Genomic DNA, 19,682 nt, shown 5'->3' with positions numbered 1-19,682 from the left:
GCTCCTGATACCCAATCTTTCAATGCCCTGATGATTCAGAGGCACCCGGTTCGTTCAAAATTTCATCCAGAAGCTGACGCTCTTCTTCCGTAAGCACCCGCTGTTCCAGCAGGTCGGGGCGTCGCTCCCGGGTTCGCCTCAACGATTCTTTCAATCGCCAACGCCGGATCTGTTCATGGTGACCGCCCAAAAGAACTTCCGGCACCGCCTGACCTTCGTATACCTCGGGCCGGGTGTAGTGCGGACAATCCAGCAAACCGTCAGCAAAGGAGTCCTGCTCTGCTGACTGCGCATGACCCAGCGCTCCGGGGATGAGGCGTGTTACCGCATCAATCACAGCCATCGCCGCCAGTTCGCCACCTGAGAGCACAAAATCACCCAGGGACACTTCCCGGTCGACTTCCGCCGATATCAGGCGTTCATCAACGCCCTCGTAACGACCGGCAACGAGAATCAGCTGTTGTTCGGCAGCGAGAGACTCCACTACCGACTGATCCAGCCTTTCACCCTGGGGCGAAAGATAGACCACACAGGCCTTGCCGGGTGCCGATGTCCGGGCCGCATGGATAGCATCCCGCAGGGGCTGGATTTTCATCAGCATCCCGGGGCCGCCGCCATAAGGCCGGTCATCCACAGTACGGTGACGATCATGCGTGAAGTCCCGGGGGTTCCAGCTGTTAAAGGTCAGAAGACCTTCACGAACTGCCCTGCCGGTAATCCCGTAATCTGTCACCGCAGAAAACATGTCGGGAAACAGACTGACTGCGCCAATCCACACCCGTCAGAACTCCGGATCCCAGTCCACCACCATGCGCGAGCTTTCAAGATCCACCCCCTGAACTACCTGATCCGGCAGATAGGGAATGAGCCGTTCGCGCTGGTCAATGGAGCCCGCTGTCGCGTGCACCACCAGGACATCGTTGGAGCCTGTTTCCAGCAGGTGATGCACCTTACCCAGACACTCACCGTCAACCGTGAACACTTCCAGGCCTTCCAGCTGATGCCAGTAGAACTCCCCTTCGGGAAGCTCCGGCAGCAACTCGGTCGGAACCCGGATCTCGGCACCGCCATAACTGCGGGCCAGCTCACGATCATCAATACCTTTAAGCCTGACGACGATCCCCTGCCCTTGGCGGCGACCCTCCTCAAGCTTTGCAGGAATACGCTTGCCGTCCAGAACCAGGGTCCAGTCGCGGTAGTTCAGTATTCCTTCTTTGGGATCTGTATAAGAGAAGACCTTAAGCCAACCCTTGACCCCGAACACCGAGGTGATCCGGCCGATCACAGTTTCCTGTGGATGCTGTGCCATGCCTGTCAAACCCCGGTATCAGATTGCAATTACTCAGCAGTCTTGAGCAGCTGGGCAACGCGATCGCTGGTTTGAGCACCCTGGCCCAGCCAGAACTCAACGCGATCACGGTCAACGCGCAGACGCTCTTCCTGACCGCGGGCAACCGGGTTGAAGAAACCAACACGCTCAATGAAACGGCCGTCACGGGAGTTACGGCTGTCAGTGACTGTCAGATGGTAGAACGGGCGCTTCTTGGAGCCGCCACGAGCCAAACGGATTGTTACCATTTCGACCAATATCCTGTTCTGTTGTACGAACTTTGTACGATTCACGTCATGCCGAGAACGGCTGACGAGAAGACCCATACTCGAAAGGGGCGCTATTCTATGCCAAAAACGCGCCAATGAAAACAGGGAAACGCGTGGTTTCCCCATTTTATATGTAAGGCTTTTTACATACGGCCAAACGGGGGCATGCCACCACCGCCGCCGGGCGGCATCATACCACCAAGACCGCGCATCATGTTGGCCATTCCGCCTTTTTTGCCAAATTTCTTCATCATCTTCGACATCTGCTTATGCTGCTTGAGCAGACGGTTCACATCCTGGATCTGCGTACCCGAACCGGCTGCAATGCGCCGCTTGCGGGAATTATTGATCACATCCGGGTAACGGCGCTCTTTCGGCGTCATGGAGCAGATGATCGCCTCCATCTGGCCTACAGACTTGTCATTGACCTGCTGCTGCGCCATCTGGGCCATCTGACCCATGCCCGGCAGCTTGTCCAGCAGGCCGCCGATACCACCCATACTCTTCATCTGCTGAAGCTGGTCCCGGAAGTCCTCCAGATCAAAGCCCTTACCTTTTTTGATCTTCTTGGTGAGCTTCTCGGCCTTCTTCTTGTCCAGCTTGCGCTCTGCTTCCTCTATAAGGGAGAGCACATCACCCATACCCAGGATGCGGGAAGCCACCCGATCCGGATAGAAAGGCTCGAGGGCATCGGACTTCTCGCCCACACCCAGGAACTTGATCGGTTTGCCGGTAATGTGGCGAACCGACAAGGCCGCACCACCGCGGGCATCACCATCAGTCTTGGTCAGCACCACGCCGGTGAGCGGCAACGCATCGTTAAAGGCCTTGGCGGTGTTGGCGGCGTCCTGACCGGTCATGGAATCTACCACGAACAGGGTTTCCACCGGATTCACCGCCTTGTGCAGGCGGCCAATCTCACCCATCATGTCTTCATCAACGTGCAGGCGGCCCGCGGTATCCAGAATCACCACATCAATGTGCTTGCGGCGCGCCGCTTCGATGGCGCCGTTGGCGATGTCGACCGGGTCCTGGTCCGTGGTGCTGGGGAAAAACTCGACACCCACTTCACCCGCCAGGGTTTCCAGCTGACGAATGGCCGCCGGGCGGTAGATATCGGCACTGACCACCAGCACGGATTTCTTGTGCCGCTCTTTAAGGAAGCGAGACAGCTTGGCCACGGTGGTGGTTTTACCAGCACCCTGCAGACCCGCCATCATAATGACGGCAGGCGGCCGGGTAGACAGGTTAAGGGACTCGTTGCCCTCGCCCATCACCCGCTCCAGCTCTTGCTGGACGACTTTCACAAATACCTGGCCCGGCGTCAGGCTGCGCTGCACTTCCTGGCCGATGGCCCGCTCGCGCACGCCTTCGATAAACGCCTTGACCACCGGCAGCGCAACGTCTGCCTCCAGCAGGGCCATGCGCACTTCACGCAAGGTTTCCTTGATATTGTCTTCGGTAAGGCGCGCCTGACCAGAGATCTTGCGCAAGCTGCCGGATAGCCGGTCCTGGAGATTCTCAAACATGTTGCTCTTCCGTACCCCGGAGAAATTGTTCACACAAATCAAGAAGCCGGCGCCGGCCGCTTGATTCCTGTTGCATAATCGCGACATTATACCCAGACTACGGAGCCTCTGAACAACTCCACGCCGCTTTCACGTTAAAAGGCAAACATAAAGGACGTCATGGGAACGCTGATCCTCGCGGTTACCGCACTTTTCCTGTACAGCGTCGGCACTGCCCTGCAGGCCCTCCATTTTCGTGGCAAGGTGCAAAGCAACCTGGCACTGACCACCCTGATTGGCGTACTTGCACTGATAGGCCACGGCCTGCTCATTGCCCAGACGGTCCACCTGGATGGCGGCTTCGATTTCAGCTTCTTCAAAAGCTCGGTACTGATTGCCTGGCTGATCGTTTTCCTGCTCCTGGGCCTGAATCTCTCCAAGCCGGTGGGCAGCCTGTTCCTGGGCGCTTATCCGCTGGCGGCGGCCACCATAGTCATGGCGCTGATCACCCATACGCCGTCACGACTGGTGCCGGATGAAAGCTACGGCATGCTGTCCCACATCGCCCTGTCGATCACCGCATACAGCCTGTTTACCCTGGCCGCCATTCAGGCCGCCCTGCTGTACTTCCAGAACCGCCAGCTGAAGCAGAACTACAACAGCCTGCTGGTGCGCAACCTGCCGCCACTGCAAACCATGGAATCGGTATTGTTCGAACTGGTCTGGGCGGGCGTAGTCCTGCTGACCCTCGCCATTATTACCGGCGCCATGTTTATTGAAGACCTGTTTGCCCAGGACCTGGCCCACAAAACCCTGTTTTCCATGCTCTCCCTGGCCGTATTTGTCGGCCTGCTGGTGGGCCGCTACACCAAGGGCTGGCGCGGCATGACTGCAAGCCGCTGGACCCTGGCCGGCTGCGCCCTGCTGATGATGGCCTTTTACGGCAGCAAATTCGTGCTGGAAGTACTGTTTCAGCGGGGCCTGTAATCCCGCAAACCGCTTGACACCGGCGCTTCACACCCCCTATTTTCGCAACTTGTCGTCAACGTAAGGGCTCCTCTTTTGAACGAAACATCGCTCACGGCGCTGTTCATCCTCCTCGTCGGCCTGGTCATTCTGTCCGGCTTCTTTTCCAGCTCCGAAACCGGGATGATGTCCCTGAACCGCTATCGCCTGAAACACATGGTAAAAAGCGGACACAAGGGCGCACGCCGGGCACAGAACCTGCTGAACCGGACCGACCAGCTGATCGGCGTTATCCTGATCGGCAACAACTTCGTCAACATCTTCGCCTCATCCATTGCCACGGTAATTGCCATTCGCGTGTGGGGCGATGCCGGCATCGCCATTGCCACCGTTCTGCTGACCATCGTTATCCTGATCTTCGCCGAGGTCACCCCGAAAACCCTGGCGGCCCTGTTCCCGGAGAAAATAGCCTTTCCGGCCAGCCACGTACTGGGGCCGCTGCTGAAAATCCTTTACCCGCTGGTATGGGCCGTCAACCTGTTTACCGGCATAATCCTGCGACTGCTCGGAGTGTCATCAGCCCAGGCTTCCGAGGATCACCTGAGCCGGGAAGAACTGCGTACCGTGGTGAATGAAGCGGGCGCCCTGATTCCTGCCAAGCACAAAGACATGCTGGTGAGCATCCTGGACCTGGACAACGTCACCGTGAACGACATCATGGTGCCCCGGAATGAAGTGGTCGGTGTCGACCTGGAAGACGACACCGATGTCATCCTTCGGCAACTCAAGACCAGCCAGCACACCCGGCTTCCGGTGTTCAGCGGCGACATCAACAACATCCAGGGTATTCTGCACCTGCGCAGCGTCGCTCGCCTGCTGCAGCAGGACGACATCGACAAAGACATGGTCCTGCAACTGTGCGCCGAACCCTACTTCATCCCGGAAAGCACACCGCTGAACACCCAGCTGCTGAATTTCCAGAAGGGCCGGCGCCGGTTTGGCATTGTCGTGGACGAGTACGGAGACGTACTGGGGCTGGCCACACTGGAAGACATCCTCGAGGAAATCGTCGGCGAATTCACCACTGACTTCGCAGCCACCTCCATGGACATCATTCCCCAGGACAACGGCACCTTTATTATCGATGGCAGCGCCGCCGTCCGGTCGATCAACAAAACCCTGGGCTGGAAACTGCCCACCGATGGCCCTAAAACCCTCAACGGCCTGATCACCGAAACCCTCGAGAACATCCCGGACACCAACGTCTGCCTGAAAGTAGACGGCCACCGGGTGGAGGTCCTGCAAATCAAGGACAACGTGGTGAAGGCCGCCATTGTCCACCCGCGAAAAAAGAAGAAGCGCGGCACCGGCTCATAACCGGAACCCGGAATGATGATTAATCATGTCATTCCGGCGTAAAATGCGCTAAATTTAACCAAAATCAGAACAGGCAAGAACCCAGCTCGGTCATGTATCCGGTTAAAGGCGTAAACAGGAGTCGGCCATGAAAAAGCAGTCCGGCATACATTACCTCCGTGAACACAGGGAAGCGGCAAGTACCCGCCCGGTTCCACCGGAGGTCGCCCGTATCCGTGACACCGTTGTCGCGGGGCTGGGTGATTTACTGCAGGGAGCGTTCGATGCTGTCGACGACTCCCTGTTCGAGCTGGCAAACAATTCCAGAAGTAACAATGAACAAAACCGTTACTTCGAGGCGATGCGGGAAATCCGTATCAAGCGCAAAGGCGTCGAACGCCATTTCCAGAATGCCGTTGCACGGTTCTTTGCGACACCACCGGTAACCGGTCAAGTCCGCACCGAAGAGGCTTCCCGGCCAACAAACGCCGACAGCCTGTCCCTTGTGGGTGACGACGACCTGGAAGAACAGGTGGCACTGAACGCCATGGTCAGTAAGGCCAAGGCACACTTTCAAGGCCCCTTGCTACAGCTTCAGGCCAGGTTTACCGAAGTCTATCCGGATGCCAGCGAAACTGCCCCGGTTAACCCCATGGCTCCGGAACACCTTTGCAGCGCCTTTGTCGAAGCCATCCAGACCCTGGAAATCCAGATTCGTGAACGGCTGATTGTGCTCAAGCAATTTGACCGCTACGTGGTATCCAACCTGGGCATGCTGCTGGATGAAGCCAACCGCATCCTGATTCAGGCGGGCATCATTCCCAATTTCCGCTACCACGGCAAAACCGGCCAGCAGAAAGCCGCGACCACCAAGGCCGGGGAACCGTCGGGCGCCACGCCGGAACAACAAAGCAGCTACCAGCCCAGCGCAGAAGATTCCGCGCTGTTTGAGCAGATCCGTCAAATGCTCGCCCAGCAACGGGCCAACTCGGGCATGCCGACCCGCCGTGCCGATCCATCAGTGCGGGTGATCGGTGGCCAGGAACTGATGAACCTGCTCGGCGCCCTGCCGGCACAGCAGATGTGGCCGGAGTCCGGTGATCTCAGCAGTGGCGAACCGGTGTCGGTAGACCTGCGCCAGGTTATTCAGGGCCTGATTACCCGAAATGCTGCCCAGGGCGAGAAAACCGCCGCCCTGAGCGAGGTGGATGAAGATCTCATCAACCTGGTGTCCATGCTGTTCGAATTCATTCTGGACGACTACAACCTGTCGTCGCCGGTGCAGGTGCTGATCAGCCGCCTGCAGATCCCGATTTTGAAAGTCGTCATCAAGGACAAGAGCTTCTTCAGCAAGGCCACCCATCCGGCCCGCAAGCTCCTGAACTCCCTGGCCCGCGCCGGTATCGGCTGGAGCAGCAGCGACGAGAAAAGCCGCGACAAGCTGTACAACCAGATCCACACCGTGGTGCAGCGTATCCTCAACGAGTTCGATGGCGACATCAGCCTGTTCGAAACCCTGAACCAGGAGTTCGAGCAGTTTCTGGAGCGGGAAAACCGCAAAGCCTCACTGGTTGAGCAGCGTACCCGGGAATCCGAACGCGGCCGCATCAAATCCCAGAAAGCCCAGGAAGCGGTCGACCGCCTGCTGAAGGAAAAGGTTGCCCGTTACGACCTGCCGGAATCCGTACACGATATCCTGGTACACGGCTGGAGTCGGGTAATGTTCCTGGCCTACCTGCGTGACGATGCCGAGCACCGCTGGCAGGAAACCGCCAAGGTGGTCGACGACCTGATCTGGTGCCTGCATCCCCACGAAGAAGACGAAGAGCGCGACCAGTGGGTACGGGTTGTACCTGGCCTGCTGAAAACCCTGCGCGCCGGGCTCGAAGAAGTGTCTTACAACGCCAACCGGCTCGACCAGATGATGGGCCAGCTCAAGCACGAACTGGCAGATGCCTTCCGCACCAACTCGTCCATCAAGGCCCGCAAGGAACCGGAACCGGTGCAGGAAGACACCGTGTCACTGCACTCCAGGGCCGAGTACCAGCAGGATCTGGACGACGCAGCCATCGCCGAGTTCGTTACCCAGCTCGACAAGCTGGAAATCGGCCACTGGGTAGAGTTCAGCCTGGTGAACGGCACCAGCTTCCGCTGCAAACTGTCCGCCATCATTGATGAAGCCGACTGTTTTGTGTTCGTGAACCGCATGGGCCTGAAGGTGATCGAGAAAACCCGGGTAGAGCTGGCACATGAAATGCGCAGAGGCCGGCTGACACTGCTGGAACAGGGTGCCCTCATCGATCGCGCGCTTAACGCAATGGTTGGCAGCCTGCGCTCCAAGACCGCCTGATCGTAATGCCGGAGAAAGCACCACCCGCCCCGGCAATTCCGGCACATTACCGGCTGGCCCTGGCACTCTCCCTGGCCTTTATGGCACACACCCTGTTTCTTGCCGGACTTCCTGCCCCCTTGCAGGAAGTCCGCGAGGTCAGCCACCGCGTTGTTTTCCGTCTGGCCAGCGCACCCTCTGAGGCCACCCGGGCCAGTACCCCGGCTAGCTCCTCAGCCCAGCCGCCGCGGCACCCCGAGTTCGAAGTACCGGCCACACCGGAACCCGTCACCACCACCGCGCCTTCCACGCCAGCACCGAAGCCGAAACCGGCCCCGGAGCCTCCCGAACCAACACCCGAGCCCACACCAAGCCCGGAACCGGCGCCAGCACCGGCCAGTACGCCAAGCATCGAGTCAGCCCCGCGCACCGGCGAGCAGGAGTCTGCCGAAACCATTGCCCGGATCACCGACTCCCCCGCTGAGCGCGATCCCTACCTGATCCTGCTGGCCACCCACCTGGCCGAACAACTGGACCAGCAGCGGGTACCCGCAATCTCCCAGCTTGGGGAACAGGTAAGTATGGAACTTGAGCTGACATTACTGCCCAACGGCGCCCTGACCCGGGCCCGGGTAATCAGATCAACAGGGATACAAAGAATAGACGAAGCTGCCTATCGGGCCGCGCTGGCCGCCAGCCCCTATCCGGAGCCGAAAGGAGAGGAGTCGGACCGTTTCGAGGTAAAACTGGTGTTCACCCCGAAACGGACCTGAAGGGTCAAATCAGGCTTCGGCCTGCTTTACCGCATCTTTAACAACCTTGGCCAGCTCACCGCTTTCAGCCATCTCCAGGACGATATCGCAGCCACCCAGCAGTTCGCCGTTGATGTACAGCTGCGGATAGGTCGGCCAGCTGGAGTAGATTTTCAGGGCTTCACGCAGTTCCTGGTTGTCCAGAATATTTACAAACGCAAAACGCTCGCCACACGCCATCAGGGCCTGGACGGTACGGGAAGAAAAGCCACACTGCGGAGCCTGGGGAGTACCCTTCATGTACAGAATGACCGGGTTCTCTTCCAGCTGGCTTTTAATGGTTTCATTGATGTCCATGAACATACACCTCTGATTGAAAATAGGGGGCGCCGCATTCCGGCTCTGGTTGGCTATTGTACACACCTGCCGGAGCGCACACCAAGCGGCTCCGGTTGATCCGGAGCAAGCCCTGCCGGGCAGCGTTGTCATAGCGGTTGCGAAGGGCTAGACTTGATGCCCTTTTCAGAACCAATCCGTTCCGGAGTTTCCTTGAAGGGGCCTTCCATGGCAGTAAGACATTTCCTGACACTGAATGACATGTCCACCAGCGAACTTGAAGACCTGCTGGACCATGCCTCCCGCCTGCGCCGGGACTGGCGTGCGGGCAACGTCAGAGATTCCCTTAAAAACAAAGTCCTGGCGATGATCTTCGAAAAATCATCCACCCGTACCCGGGTGTCTTTCGAAGCGGGCATGGCCCAGCTGGGCGGTTCTGCCATGTTCCTGTCACCCCGTGATACACAGCTGGGCCGTGGCGAGCCGATCGAAGACTCTGCCATCGTGATCTCCAGCATGGTGGATGCGGTGATGATACGTACATTCGCTCATGAAACCGTGGAGCGTTTTTCCGCTGCCTCCAGCAAGCCGGTCATCAATGCCCTGACAGACGATTTCCACCCCTGCCAGTTGCTGGCCGACATGCAGACCTACCGGGAACACCGGGGCAGCATCAAGGGTGCTACCGTGGCCTGGATTGGCGATGGCAACAATATGTGCCACTCCTACATCAACGCGGCAGCACAGTTTGATTTCCACCTGAACGTAGCCTGCCCGGAAGGCTACGAGCCGGATGCGAAACTGCTGGCCGACCACGCCGACCGGGTGACGGTATACCGCACACCGGGCGAAGCGGCCACCGGCGCCGACCTGCTGGTAACCGACGTCTGGGCCTCCATGGGCCAGGAAGACGAACAGAAGGCCCGGGAGCGGGCATTCCGGGACTACCAGATCAACCCTGCACTGATGAGCCAGGCCAACAAGGATGCGCTGTTCATGCACTGCCTGCCGGCCCACCGGGGTGAAGAGATTTCCGCCGACATGATGGAGCATCCCGGCTCTGTGGTATGGGACGAGGCCGAAAACCGCCTGCATGCCCAGAAAGCCCTGCTCGAATTCCTCATTCTGAACCGTCTGGACTGATCCATGGTCAATACACCGGCACCGGCTTCCGGCTGGTTACTGGAAGTGAACAACCTGTCCTGTGGTTACGGCGGCGATTCCGTGGTGCGGGACGTCAGCTTTGCCCTCAGCCATGGTGATATCGGCTGCCTGCTTGGCCCCAGCGGTTGCGGCAAAAGCACCATTCTCCGGGCCCTGGCCGGTTTTCTGCCCATCAGCCATGGCGAGATCCAGCTGCAGGGCCAGGCCATCAGCCTGCCCGGCCGCACACTGGCGCCGGAAAAGCGCAAGATCGGCATGGTCTTCCAGGACTATGCCCTGTTCCCGCACCTGACCATTGCCGATAACGTCGGCTTTGGCCTGAAAGACCTGAAAAAGCCCGAACGCCGCCAGAAGGTCATGGAACTTTTGAACCTGGTGCACCTGCAGAACCTGGCCGACAGCTACCCGCACCAGTTGTCAGGCGGCCAGCAGCAGCGGGTGGCCCTGGCCCGGGCCCTGGCTCCGGAACCTACCCTGATCCTGCTGGACGAGCCGTTCTCCAACCTGGACACCGACCTGCGCCGAAGGCTGAGCCTGGACGTGCGGGAAATCCTGAAAACACTGGGCATCAGCGCCATCCTGGTTACCCACGACCAGCAGGAAGCCTTTGCCATGTGTGACCAGATTGCCGTGCTGCAAAGCGGGCAGATCCAGCAGTGGGACGTGCCCTACAACCTGTACCATGAACCCTCCAACCGCTTTGTGGCCAGCTTTGTCGGCCAGGGCGGCTTCATCCCCGGCAAGGCCCTGGGGCCGGATACCATCGAATCCGAACTGGGCATTATTCATGGTAACCGTGCATACAAGTGGCAAGAGGGAACCCTGGTAGACGTGCTGATCCGGCCCGACGACATCGTTTACGATGAACACTCGGACCTGAAGCCCAAAGTGGTGGAAAAGACCTTTGCCGGCACCTCTACCCTGTACCGCTTCCGGTGCTCGGAAGACACCGAATTTGAAGCCCTGTTCCGCAGCCACCTGGACTTCCACATCGGCGAGCAGGTGCCGGTGCGGGTCGAGGCCGACCACCTGATCGCCTTCGAGCGCACCGCCTGAGTCGGTCGCGCTCAGTTATTACACACCCGCTCCACAGCATCCAGCCAGCCGGCGTAGAGGGATTCTCTCAAAGCCGGTTTCATATCCGGCCGGAACTGGCGCTCGCATTCCCACATTCCGGTAATCTGCTCCAGGTTCTCGAACACACCGGTTTGTAATCCGGCCAGGTAGGCCGCCCCCAGTGCCGTGGTTTCGGTCACCCTGGGCCGGTCTACCGGTACATTCAGGATGTCGGCCAGGAACTGCATAACCCAGTCGTTCACCGCCATGCCACCGTCCACCCGCAAGGACTCCAGCCGGGCACCGTCGTTACGGATAGCCCGCACAAGGTCCTTGGTCTGGTAACAGACGGATTGCAGGCCAGCGGTTACGATTTCGGCAATGCCGGTATCCCGGGTCAGTCCCAGAATGGCGCCGCGGGCATTCGGATCCCAATGGGGCGCGCCCAGCCCGGTGAAGGCTGGCACCAGGTACACCGCGTTGTCGGCGCCCACGGCCTCGGCGTGGCTGGTAGATTCGCTGGCATGGGCAATCAGCTGTAAGCCGTCCCGCAGCCACTGCATGGCGGCACCGGCCACAAAGATACTGCCTTCAATGGCGTAGCAGGGCTTGCCGTTGAGCCGGTAAGCCATGGTCGTCAGCAGGCGGTTCTCCGATCGCAGGGCCTTGTCGCCGGTATTGAGCATCAGAAAGCAGCCAGTGCCGTAGGTGCTCTTGGCCATGCCGGGCTCAAAACAGGCCTGGCCAATCAGGGCAGCTTGCTGGTCACCGGCAATGCCGGCAACCGGTACCGCTGCCCCCAGCCATTCCCCGGCGGTCTGGCCATAGTCATCCGCGCTGTCGAGCACCTCGGGCATCAACGCAGCGGGCACCCGGAACAGCTTCAGGAGCTCGTCATCCCAATCCTGGGTGTGGATATTGAACAGGGCAGTCCGGGAAGCGTTGGTGGCGTCTGTGCGGTGGGCTTCGCCCTTGGTCAGGTTCCACAAAAGCCAGCTGTCGACCGTACCGAACGCCAGCTCGCCTGCCTCTGCCTTTTGCCGGGCACCTTCCACGTTATCCAGCAACCAGGCAATCTTGGTGGCAGAGAAGTAGGGGTCTATCAGCAATCCGGTGCGGTCTACCACCAGCGATTCGTAGCCGTCGGCCCGCAACTTGGTGCACAAAGAGGCTGTGCGCCGGTCCTGCCAGACAATGGCGTGATGAATCGGCTCTCCGGTCGCCCGGTCCCAGATGATGGTGGTTTCCCGCTGATTGGTAATGCCGATTCCCGCCAGATCTGACGCCTGCAGGCCTGCTTTGTCCAGCACCCCGCGGCACACCGCCAGCGTGCTGTCCCAGATTTCCCGGGCATCGTGTTCTACCCAGCCGTCTTTTGGAAAATATTGATGGAATTCCTGCTGGGCCACGGCAACCTGGTTACCGGTTTCGTTAAAGACAATCGCTCGGGAACTGGTGGTGCCCTGATCAATGGCTAAGAGATAACGGGACATCGAACTCTCCTGTTGTTTTCAGAAGATTCTACCAGCCGGGGCTGTATGAAGGGGAACAGATACGAGGAACAAAAACCGGAAGAAAAAAAGGGCCGGAAAAGACCGGCCCTCAAATGACGAATGAAACAAGGAAAGTTCGTAAGAACTACAACCTCAAAAGTCATCCCTTACGTTTTCGATTATTGATCAGCCGCCCCGCGGGTTCAGTAGCGGTTCTGTAGAGGTTTGTTACATCTGGTGAGGCCGCGAGCACTGGATCACAAAATTGAGTCGGCCGGCTTCCGGCGGGGCCAGACCAGACTGAACCGGGCTCCGCCCAGCTCGTCGCTACGGCCCAGAAACGCCTGCCCGCCATGCCAGTAAAGTATGCGGCGAACAATAGACAAACCCAGACCATAACCACCGGAGGTTCGGGTACGGCTGTCATCCAGGCGGGCAAAGGCGGTGAAGACTTTCTCCCAATCCTGTTCGGGAATGCCGGGGCCATCGTCTTCTACATCGATGCGGCAGGTATTTTCATCCAGCTGGCAGTTCACCACCACACGGCTGTCGGCGTAGCGGGCAGCATTGCCAACCAGGTTCTGGATGGCCCGGTGAATATAGCGGGGTTCCATGTCGGCCAGCGCCCAGCGTTCAGAAGCCTTATCAATACGGCACTCAATGTTGATGCCTTCGCGGATCTGTCGTTGCTCCTCCACCACCTGCCGGGCAATATCAGCAACCGAGCCTTCCTGCAGGCTGAACACCGGCCCACCCTGCTCCAGCCGGGCATAGGTTAGAATCTCGTCAATCAGCTCATCCAGCTCCTGGATATCACCGTCAATACCGGACAACTGCTTTTCCATGGTCTCGGGGGAACTGGCGGATTCGATCATCTGCACACCAAAACGGATGCGTGCTACCGGCGTTCTCAGCTCGTGGGAAACCGCGTGGATCATTTCCCGCTGCACCTGCACCAGGCGCTGGATATGTTCGGCCATGCCGTTGAACGAAGAGGCCAGACGGGACACCAGCGTACCGGCCTCGGATTCCACCCGGGCGCCCATCTCGCCCCGGGCAATACGCACAGCCACCGCTTCGACCTTGCGCAGGCGACCATCCACAAAACGTAATCCCAGATACAGGCCCAGAGCCAGCACACCGCCAATTACCGCAGCCAGGAGCACCAGCATCGGCCAGCCCCAGGGATTGAACGGCGCCGGCATGGTCATGCGCACCAAGTCGCCCTCCGACAACCGGAGCAGCACACTGGCACGGCGCCCCTCATGGAACACCGAAAAGCCGTGGTCGCCCAAGTCCTGCAACACCGTCTGGTCCGGTAACTGATCTGCTGACTGCAACGGCCTGACAGACACATTCAGCGATTGCCCCAGCTCTTCGGCAATATGGTTCAGATGCTGCGGATTAGCCGTATCCAGGTGCCAGCGCACCAGCAAAGCCAGCGCACGGGTAAGTTCAGGGTAGGTTTGCTCCAGCGCCAGGCTGAGAATGCTGCCGTCGCCGGCACGCACAAAGAACCGGTAGCCGGTACCTTCCGGCTCCGCGACCACCTGGCCATAGGCCAGGCGCTCAGCCAGCACCGGGGCGTCTTGCAACTGTTCCGGCAGCAGTGTGTGCAGGTCGAACAGCGAAGGCATCCAGTGGTATTGCCGGGCCGGGTCAGGAACCGCCGCCAGCCAGCGCATCAGTGGCTCGGCGGCCTGCTCATGCCAGTACTGACCCCGTACGGAATTGATGCCGTTGAACAACAGCACACACAGCACCAGCACTGCAGCGGTGATGGCCAGCAGTCGGGCGTAGATTTTCAGGAAGAACTTCAGGGACATGGAAACAAACCCTGGTAACCGGCACCGCCCCGAACGGGCGGCGCCTGAGGCGATCAGGCTTCTTTAACGAACAGATAGCCTTTGCTGCGCACAGTCTTGATACGGCGCGGGTGTATCGGGTCATCACCGATTTTCGGGCGAATGCGGGACACACGAACGTCAATGGAGCGGTCCTGGCCGTCGTATTCAATGCCGCGCAATGCGGTGAAAATCTCTTCCCGGCTCAGTACCCGGCCGGCATTGCTGGCCAGCAGCCAAAGCAGGTCGAACTCGGCACTGGTCAGGTCAATGCTCTGTTCATTGAGCCAGGCTTCGCGCATGGAGCGGTCCACCACCAGGTCATTGAACTGCAGGCGCACTGGCTCTTCGCCGGAGTTTTCCTCAGCCGCCATCGGGGTGTTCTCTACCCGGCGCAGCATGGCCCGGATCCGGGCCAGCAGAACCCGGGGCTGAACAGGCTTGCCGATGTAGTCATCAGCGCCCATTTCAAGGCCAAGAACCTGGTCGAGGTCGTCAGTGCGGGCAGTCAGCATGATGATCGGGCCGGAATAGTAAGGCCGAACCCGCCGGCAGATCGACAGGCCATCTTCTCCGGGCAGCATCAGGTCCAGTACCACAAGATCCGGCTGCTCATTGCGGATACGTTCAACGGCGGCGCCACCGTGGGTTTCCAGAGAGACCGTCAGGCCATTAGTCTCAAGATACTCTCGGGTGAGATCCGCCAGCCGCTCATCATCCTCTACGATCAGGATTTGCCAACTCTCGCTTGTCTGCTCCACGCCATCCATCTCTGTTGTTATGTGACCGTTGTTCGGGGTTACAGCCCCTGACAATACAGGCAACGTTCAGTTACAGCAATTATACATGCTATTCAGAAATATACATGGAACCGGCAAGGGGTTACAGCTTGTGACACAGTTCCGCTTTTTGCCACACCCCTGCGGCTGTCACAGACACGTCACCGGTAAGTCACCGGCCTGTCATACGCGGTTCATAGCCTTGACCTGAACAAGAAACAATGAGGCAACGCCATGACCGCACAAACTGCACGCACGCAACCACGCCGCGGCCGTAACCTGAAAATCAGCCTGACCCGCAGCCCGGACCAGGTAGAGGCCGCCCAGCGCCTGCGTTACCGGGTGTTTTCCGAGGAATACGGCAGCGACCTGGGCGCCACGGTTCCGGGCCTGGACGCCGATGCCTACGACGCCGTATGCGATCACCTGATCGTCACGGACGAAGACAGCGGCGAACCCGTTGCCACCACGCGAATCCTGCACCAGCAGAACGCCGCTGCCATCGGCGGATTCTACTCAGCCGGAGAGTTTGACCTGGCCGCCCTGGGCCAGCTGCCCGGCACCATGGCCGAGCTGGGCCGTACCTGTGTGCACCCGGATTACCGCAATGGTGGCACCATAACCTTGCTGTGGGCGGCCATTGCCGAGTACCTCACTGAAAGACAGGTCGACTACCTGATCGGCTGCGCCAGCATCAGCATGGCGGACGGTGGTGGCCGGGCCTGGCGCATTGCCCAGCACCTGCAGCAGCAGTATTTGTCTGCACCGGAATGCCGGGTTACTCCGCTGCGCCCCCTGCCCCACCTGACCCATCCGGAAACCCACAAAACCGAAGACATCCCCGCGCTCATCCGGGCCTATATGCGCCTGGGCGCCAAAGTCTGCGGCGAGCCTTGCTGGGACCCGGAGTTCCGGTGTGCGGATGTACTGGTACTGCTGGAAGTCAGCAACCTGGCCGGCCGCTACAGCCGGCATTTCCTGCGCAAACCGGCCTGAGCCGCCATGAGCGGAATTCGACTGGTCACCCGGTTGCTGGCCTTTGCCGTGTTCCTGTGTGGCACCTGCGTGCTGACTCTGGCCTTGTTAGCGGCAGACCGGTTCAGACAGCAGCCCACAGACAAAAACGCCTGGGCCACCCTCTGTTTCCGGGAGGCTTGCCGGTGCCTGGGCTGGCAGGTACAGGTACACGGCCAGCCAACCTCCCGCAATGCCCTGTACGTAGCCAATCACATCAGCTGGTCAGACATTCCGGCACTCGGCAGCCTCACCCCGTTGCGGTTTCTGTCCAAGGCTGAAGTTGGCAACTGGCCGGTGATCGGCTGGCTGGCCCGGCAGGCCGGCACCCTGTTCATCAAACGCGGTGGCGGCCAGGCACGGAGAATAAAGAAAACAATGGTGGAGCACCTGCAGGCGGGGGAGTCGGTCCTGGTGTTCCCGGAAGGCACCACCAGTTCCGGGCTTGCGGTATTGCCGATGCACGGGTTATTGCTGACTGCGGCGCGGGACGCCGGGGTTCCTGTTCAGCCGGTCACCATCGGTTACCGGCGTAACCAGCGGCCAGACCCGGTTGCGCCCTTCGTGGGTGACGACAGCTTCCAGCGGCACCTGGTGCGCTTGCTCAGCCAGCCGCCAACCTGCATCGAGATCGTATTTCACCCGCCGGTCACGGCAGACCAGCCGGTGAACGAACTTAGCCGTCATATCCACGAGGAGATCAGCGCCGGCCTGAAGCGGATTCATTCCGGCGAATTCGATACCTGCGAACCGCTGCCGGTCAGAACAACGGCCGGCCCTGGGCTATCTCGTCTTCCGTAGCCTCGCGGCGACCGACGATTTCCAGGTCAAAATACAGGGTGAATCCTGCCAGCGGGTGGTTGGCGTCAACCTTCACCAGGTTGCCGTCAATCGCGACCACCTGGACCACCTGGGCTTCGTCACCGGAATTGGTCTGGAAGCGCATACCCACATCCAGGTTTTCCACCCCCTCGAACAGCGAGCGGGGCACCTTGCGTACCAGTTCGTCCCGGTATTCGCCGTAGGCCATCTCCGGAGGAATCGTCACTTCCAGGCAGTCTCCCACCTTGCGGCCTTTCACTGCTTCCTGGATACCTTCGATAATCTCTGGCGAACCATAGAGAAAGTGCAGCGGCTCGCTGCCTTCCGAGGTATCCACCAGTTCGCCAATGCGGTTTTTCAGCACATAGTGGACGGTAAAGACTTCCGGCTTTTCTTGCGGGGTTTGTGCTTGCATCAGTTTTTCGGCTTTCCTGTCGGTGTCGGAGTTTCCAGGCGTTCAAGGCCGTGGATGACCAGCTTGCGGTCCAGCTTTTCCCGCAACCCGGAGGGCCGCTGCAGCCCCATGCGCTCAAGCAGCGCCTGGTAGCGACCTTCCTCATCCTCGGCCCGCAGGGCCTGCCAGAGGGTGGCGAGTTTACCACGACGGGAGCCGGTTGCGGCCTTCAGCCCCTTAAGGGCTTTCCCCAGTGTCAGTTCTTCGTCGGTGAAATCCCGGCCGAACGGGAAGGCCGGGAACCAGTCGCCCTCACCCGCTGCATTCATGGCGTTACGCACGGCCGCCGGCGTGTTGTCTTTCCAGTGTGCCGGTATCTTGAAGTCAGCCCGCACCTTGCCGGCCTGCTTGGCCTGCTTCAGCAACCCTTCCTGGAAACGGGCATCGGCAATGCGGATCAGCCGCAGCATCACCTGCTCGTCGCTCTGGCCCCTCAGGTCAGCAATGCCGTATTCGGTGATCACAATGTCCCGGAGGTGCCGGGGAATGGTGCAGTGGGCGTAGTTATAGACGATGTTGGAGACGGTTTCGCCGCGGGATACGCGGGTTGCCCGCAGGGCCAGGATAGACCGGGCACCCGGCAGTTCATGGGCCATGGAGACAAAGTTGTACTGGCCACCCACACCGCTGACCACGCGGCCATCGGCCAAGCCGTCAGACACCGCCGCGCCATTCAGGGTGTACATCATCGCGGAATTGATAAACCGGCTGTGAACCCGCTGGGCGGCCTTCAGCCTCTGGTTACCGAAGCGATGGTCATACAGGTGGTTGATATAGTTCACGCTGGTCATGCACACGCGGTCCCGCTGCTCCGGGGGCAATTCCCTCAGGGCCTGGTAGAACTTCTCCGGGCCCACATAGAAACCGCCGTGCATGACAATGCCGCCCGCCAGTTTGTCCCCAAGGGCATGCTCTGCCAGTGCCTGTCGGGTTTCCGCATCGGCCAGGTCGGCCTGAACCGATAGCTGTTCATCCAGAACCAGGCGCCCGCCGCGCAATTCGACACCGGCTCGGATCACCCCATAGCGGATCAGCCACTGCAGGTCCCGGGCCCGAAGGGGTGACTCGATCAGCCCTTCCTTGAGCAGTGCATCCAGCATATCCAGCGAAGGCTGCCCGCTGATATCGCCCTGATTGATCAGCTCCTGCAGGCGGGCGTCGTCGAACACCTCCCGCTCCAGGATGCCTTCCTGCATCAGGTACAGAAAGCCGTCCACCATCATTTCGCTGCAGCCGTACAGTCCCTCCTCGAAGCGGCCGGTACCGCCAAACTCGCTGGCCACCGGGAACTCTTCCGCCACGTTCAGGTGTTTGTACACCGCCTGCCAGGCGTCATTGCTGTGGTGGCGCAGAATGGCATTGTGCACCAGCGCGGCCCCCAGGGAACCGATGCCCACCTGAAGCGTGCCACCATCTTTAAGCAATGTGCTGGCGTAAAAGCCGATCATATGGTCGGCGGGGCTGACCGCCATCTGGGGTGCTGAAAACAGGGGATAATCGGTTCTGGAGTCTGCCAGCACCACATCGAACTGATTCTCGGCCACCGCCGCGTGGTGGCCGAACCAGGGCAGGTTGCTGTTTACTTCGCCCACGATGGCCACCGAGGTGCCCCGGGCTTCCCGCTCCCGCATCAAAGGCAGGATATCCAGCGTCAGGTCCGGGTTGCAGCTGAAGCTCAACTCGCCGGGCCGGTCGTGTTCGGCGCCCGGCGACATCAACTGGCCGATCACATTGATGCCCTGGGCCATCAGGTCACGCACCGCATGGGTGTAGTTGGTGCATACGTAATTGCGCTGCTGGTCCCGGTTATTCAGGTAACTGCCGGCCTTGAAGAAGAATTCAGACACGGTCACGTTTGCCGGCAACCGGTTGTTGGTCACATCCCGGGCGTAGGCCAGCTCGGGAATGTTGCCGTAAAGCCGCCGTGCAAACGGGCCCATAAAGCGTTTTTCAAGGGAGGAGCTGCCTTCCGGGGCAAGCAGGGACAAAGCGGTGACAATGTGCAGCTGGATTTCCGGGTCGTCCTTGGCGCGCTGGTAGAGGGCGTTCACAAAGCGCACCGGTTTGCCCAGCCCGAGCGGCAACCCGAGGGTAATCCGCTTGCCTACCCGCTCGATCACGCGGTCTACACAGTCATTTGCGTTATCGGAATAGATTCCGTTCTGCTCGGCCATTTCCGGCTCCTCGTTCGATGAGAATCTCAACAGTCG

At 59.8% G+C, this 19,682-nt stretch carries 18 protein-coding genes; 8 read left to right on the top strand and 10 right to left on the bottom strand.

Annotated elements, in window-relative coordinates:
* Nucleotides 1–19: 19 nt before the first annotated feature.
* The 4 genes from trmD to ffh form a co-directional block, all read right to left on the bottom strand.
* On the bottom strand, nucleotides 20–778 hold the full coding sequence (gene trmD / locus H3Z84_RS03420) for a tRNA (guanosine(37)-N1)-methyltransferase TrmD (RefSeq protein ID WP_058340305.1): 759 nt from the start codon (nucleotides 776–778) through the stop codon (nucleotides 20–22).
* A 3-nt stretch (nucleotides 779–781) separates the two neighbouring features.
* Complete coding sequence (rimM, locus tag H3Z84_RS03415) at nucleotides 782–1,309, bottom strand: ribosome maturation factor RimM (protein ID WP_022988901.1); 528 nt, start codon at nucleotides 1,307–1,309, stop codon at nucleotides 782–784.
* A 29-nt stretch (nucleotides 1,310–1,338) separates the two neighbouring features.
* On the bottom strand, nucleotides 1,339–1,578 hold the full coding sequence (rpsP, locus tag H3Z84_RS03410; RefSeq protein WP_058340306.1) for a 30S ribosomal protein S16: 240 nt from the start codon (nucleotides 1,576–1,578) through the stop codon (nucleotides 1,339–1,341).
* Between the two features lie 164 nt (nucleotides 1,579–1,742).
* Entirely contained in the window at nucleotides 1,743–3,128 is a 1,386-nt protein-coding gene (gene ffh, locus H3Z84_RS03405) for a signal recognition particle protein (protein WP_022988903.1), read from the bottom strand.
* A gap of 159 nt (nucleotides 3,129–3,287) precedes the next feature.
* Here ffh and H3Z84_RS03400 point away from each other — a divergent pair, with 159 nt between their 5' ends.
* From H3Z84_RS03400 to H3Z84_RS03385, 4 genes are all read left to right on the top strand, one after another.
* Nucleotides 3,288–4,094: a cytochrome C assembly family protein gene (locus H3Z84_RS03400; RefSeq protein ID WP_094624664.1), complete on the top strand. Its 807-nt coding sequence runs from the start codon at nucleotides 3,288–3,290 to the stop codon at nucleotides 4,092–4,094.
* Between the two features lie 75 nt (nucleotides 4,095–4,169).
* Nucleotides 4,170–5,450 (top strand): HlyC/CorC family transporter, encoded by a 1,281-nt coding sequence (locus tag H3Z84_RS03395; protein WP_199456290.1) that lies wholly within the window; start codon nucleotides 4,170–4,172, stop codon nucleotides 5,448–5,450.
* Nucleotides 5,451–5,577: 127 nt separating this feature from the next.
* Nucleotides 5,578–7,779, top strand: coding sequence for a DUF1631 domain-containing protein (locus H3Z84_RS03390; protein WP_199456288.1), 2,202 nt, complete (start codon nucleotides 5,578–5,580; stop codon nucleotides 7,777–7,779).
* Nucleotides 7,780–7,784: 5 nt separating this feature from the next.
* The gene (locus H3Z84_RS03385; RefSeq protein WP_199456286.1) at nucleotides 7,785–8,531 is read left to right on the top strand and encodes a TonB family protein; all 747 of its coding nucleotides are present in this window, start codon (nucleotides 7,785–7,787) and stop codon (nucleotides 8,529–8,531) included.
* 9 nt (nucleotides 8,532–8,540) lie between these two features.
* Here the strand turns inward: H3Z84_RS03385 and grxD are convergent, their stop codons facing one another.
* The gene (grxD, locus tag H3Z84_RS03380) at nucleotides 8,541–8,867 is read right to left on the bottom strand and encodes a Grx4 family monothiol glutaredoxin (RefSeq protein WP_036219402.1); all 327 of its coding nucleotides are present in this window, start codon (nucleotides 8,865–8,867) and stop codon (nucleotides 8,541–8,543) included.
* Between the two features lie 207 nt (nucleotides 8,868–9,074).
* On the opposite strand from grxD, the gene argF reads away from it, so the two are divergent.
* Both argF and H3Z84_RS03370 read left to right on the top strand, forming a co-directional pair.
* Nucleotides 9,075–9,989 (top strand): ornithine carbamoyltransferase, encoded by a 915-nt coding sequence (gene argF / locus H3Z84_RS03375; RefSeq protein WP_022988909.1) that lies wholly within the window; start codon nucleotides 9,075–9,077, stop codon nucleotides 9,987–9,989.
* A gap of 3 nt (nucleotides 9,990–9,992) precedes the next feature.
* Nucleotides 9,993–11,066, top strand: a complete 1,074-nt coding sequence (locus H3Z84_RS03370) for an ABC transporter ATP-binding protein (protein ID WP_199456284.1) — start codon at nucleotides 9,993–9,995, stop codon at nucleotides 11,064–11,066.
* Nucleotides 11,067–11,077: 11 nt separating this feature from the next.
* Here H3Z84_RS03370 and glpK read toward each other — a convergent pair whose 3' ends face one another.
* The 3 genes from glpK to H3Z84_RS03355 all read right to left on the bottom strand — a co-directional run bounded on the left by glpK (nucleotide 11,078) and on the right by H3Z84_RS03355 (nucleotide 15,173).
* On the bottom strand, nucleotides 11,078–12,559 hold the full coding sequence (glpK, locus tag H3Z84_RS03365; RefSeq protein ID WP_199456282.1) for a glycerol kinase GlpK: 1,482 nt from the start codon (nucleotides 12,557–12,559) through the stop codon (nucleotides 11,078–11,080).
* Nucleotides 12,560–12,816: 257 nt separating this feature from the next.
* Entirely contained in the window at nucleotides 12,817–14,385 is a 1,569-nt protein-coding gene (locus tag H3Z84_RS03360; RefSeq protein ID WP_199456280.1) for an ATP-binding protein, read from the bottom strand.
* A gap of 53 nt (nucleotides 14,386–14,438) precedes the next feature.
* Entirely contained in the window at nucleotides 14,439–15,173 is a 735-nt protein-coding gene (locus H3Z84_RS03355; protein ID WP_199456461.1) for a response regulator, read from the bottom strand.
* A gap of 243 nt (nucleotides 15,174–15,416) precedes the next feature.
* Between H3Z84_RS03355 and H3Z84_RS03350 the strand changes: the two genes are divergently transcribed.
* Both H3Z84_RS03350 and H3Z84_RS03345 read left to right on the top strand, forming a co-directional pair.
* On the top strand, nucleotides 15,417–16,178 hold the full coding sequence (locus H3Z84_RS03350; RefSeq protein WP_199456279.1) for a GNAT family N-acetyltransferase: 762 nt from the start codon (nucleotides 15,417–15,419) through the stop codon (nucleotides 16,176–16,178).
* 6 nt (nucleotides 16,179–16,184) lie between these two features.
* A complete protein-coding gene (locus H3Z84_RS03345) occupies nucleotides 16,185–16,997 on the top strand; it encodes a lysophospholipid acyltransferase family protein (RefSeq protein ID WP_199456278.1) in 813 nt (270 codons plus the stop codon).
* Here H3Z84_RS03345 and H3Z84_RS03340 read toward each other — a convergent pair.
* Nucleotides 16,957–17,433 (bottom strand): FKBP-type peptidyl-prolyl cis-trans isomerase, encoded by a 477-nt coding sequence (locus H3Z84_RS03340; RefSeq protein WP_199456277.1) that lies wholly within the window; start codon nucleotides 17,431–17,433, stop codon nucleotides 16,957–16,959. The two genes, H3Z84_RS03345 and H3Z84_RS03340, sit on opposite strands and share 41 nt — an antisense overlap.
* The gene (locus tag H3Z84_RS03335; RefSeq protein WP_199456275.1) at nucleotides 17,433–19,646 is read right to left on the bottom strand and encodes an acetyl-CoA hydrolase/transferase C-terminal domain-containing protein; all 2,214 of its coding nucleotides are present in this window, start codon (nucleotides 19,644–19,646) and stop codon (nucleotides 17,433–17,435) included. Before H3Z84_RS03335 ends, H3Z84_RS03340 begins: the two co-directional genes overlap by 1 nt.
* Between the last annotated feature and the right edge of the window lie 36 nt (nucleotides 19,647–19,682).

Origin of the sequence: Marinobacter sp. bablab_jr003 (assembly GCF_016464245.1) — a bacterium.
In the GTDB taxonomy this organism is placed as follows: Bacteria; Pseudomonadota; Gammaproteobacteria; order Pseudomonadales; family Oleiphilaceae; genus Marinobacter; species Marinobacter vinifirmus.
The sequence above is the reverse complement of the archived record's forward strand: the minus strand, read 5'-3'. Positions and strand labels throughout refer to the sequence as shown.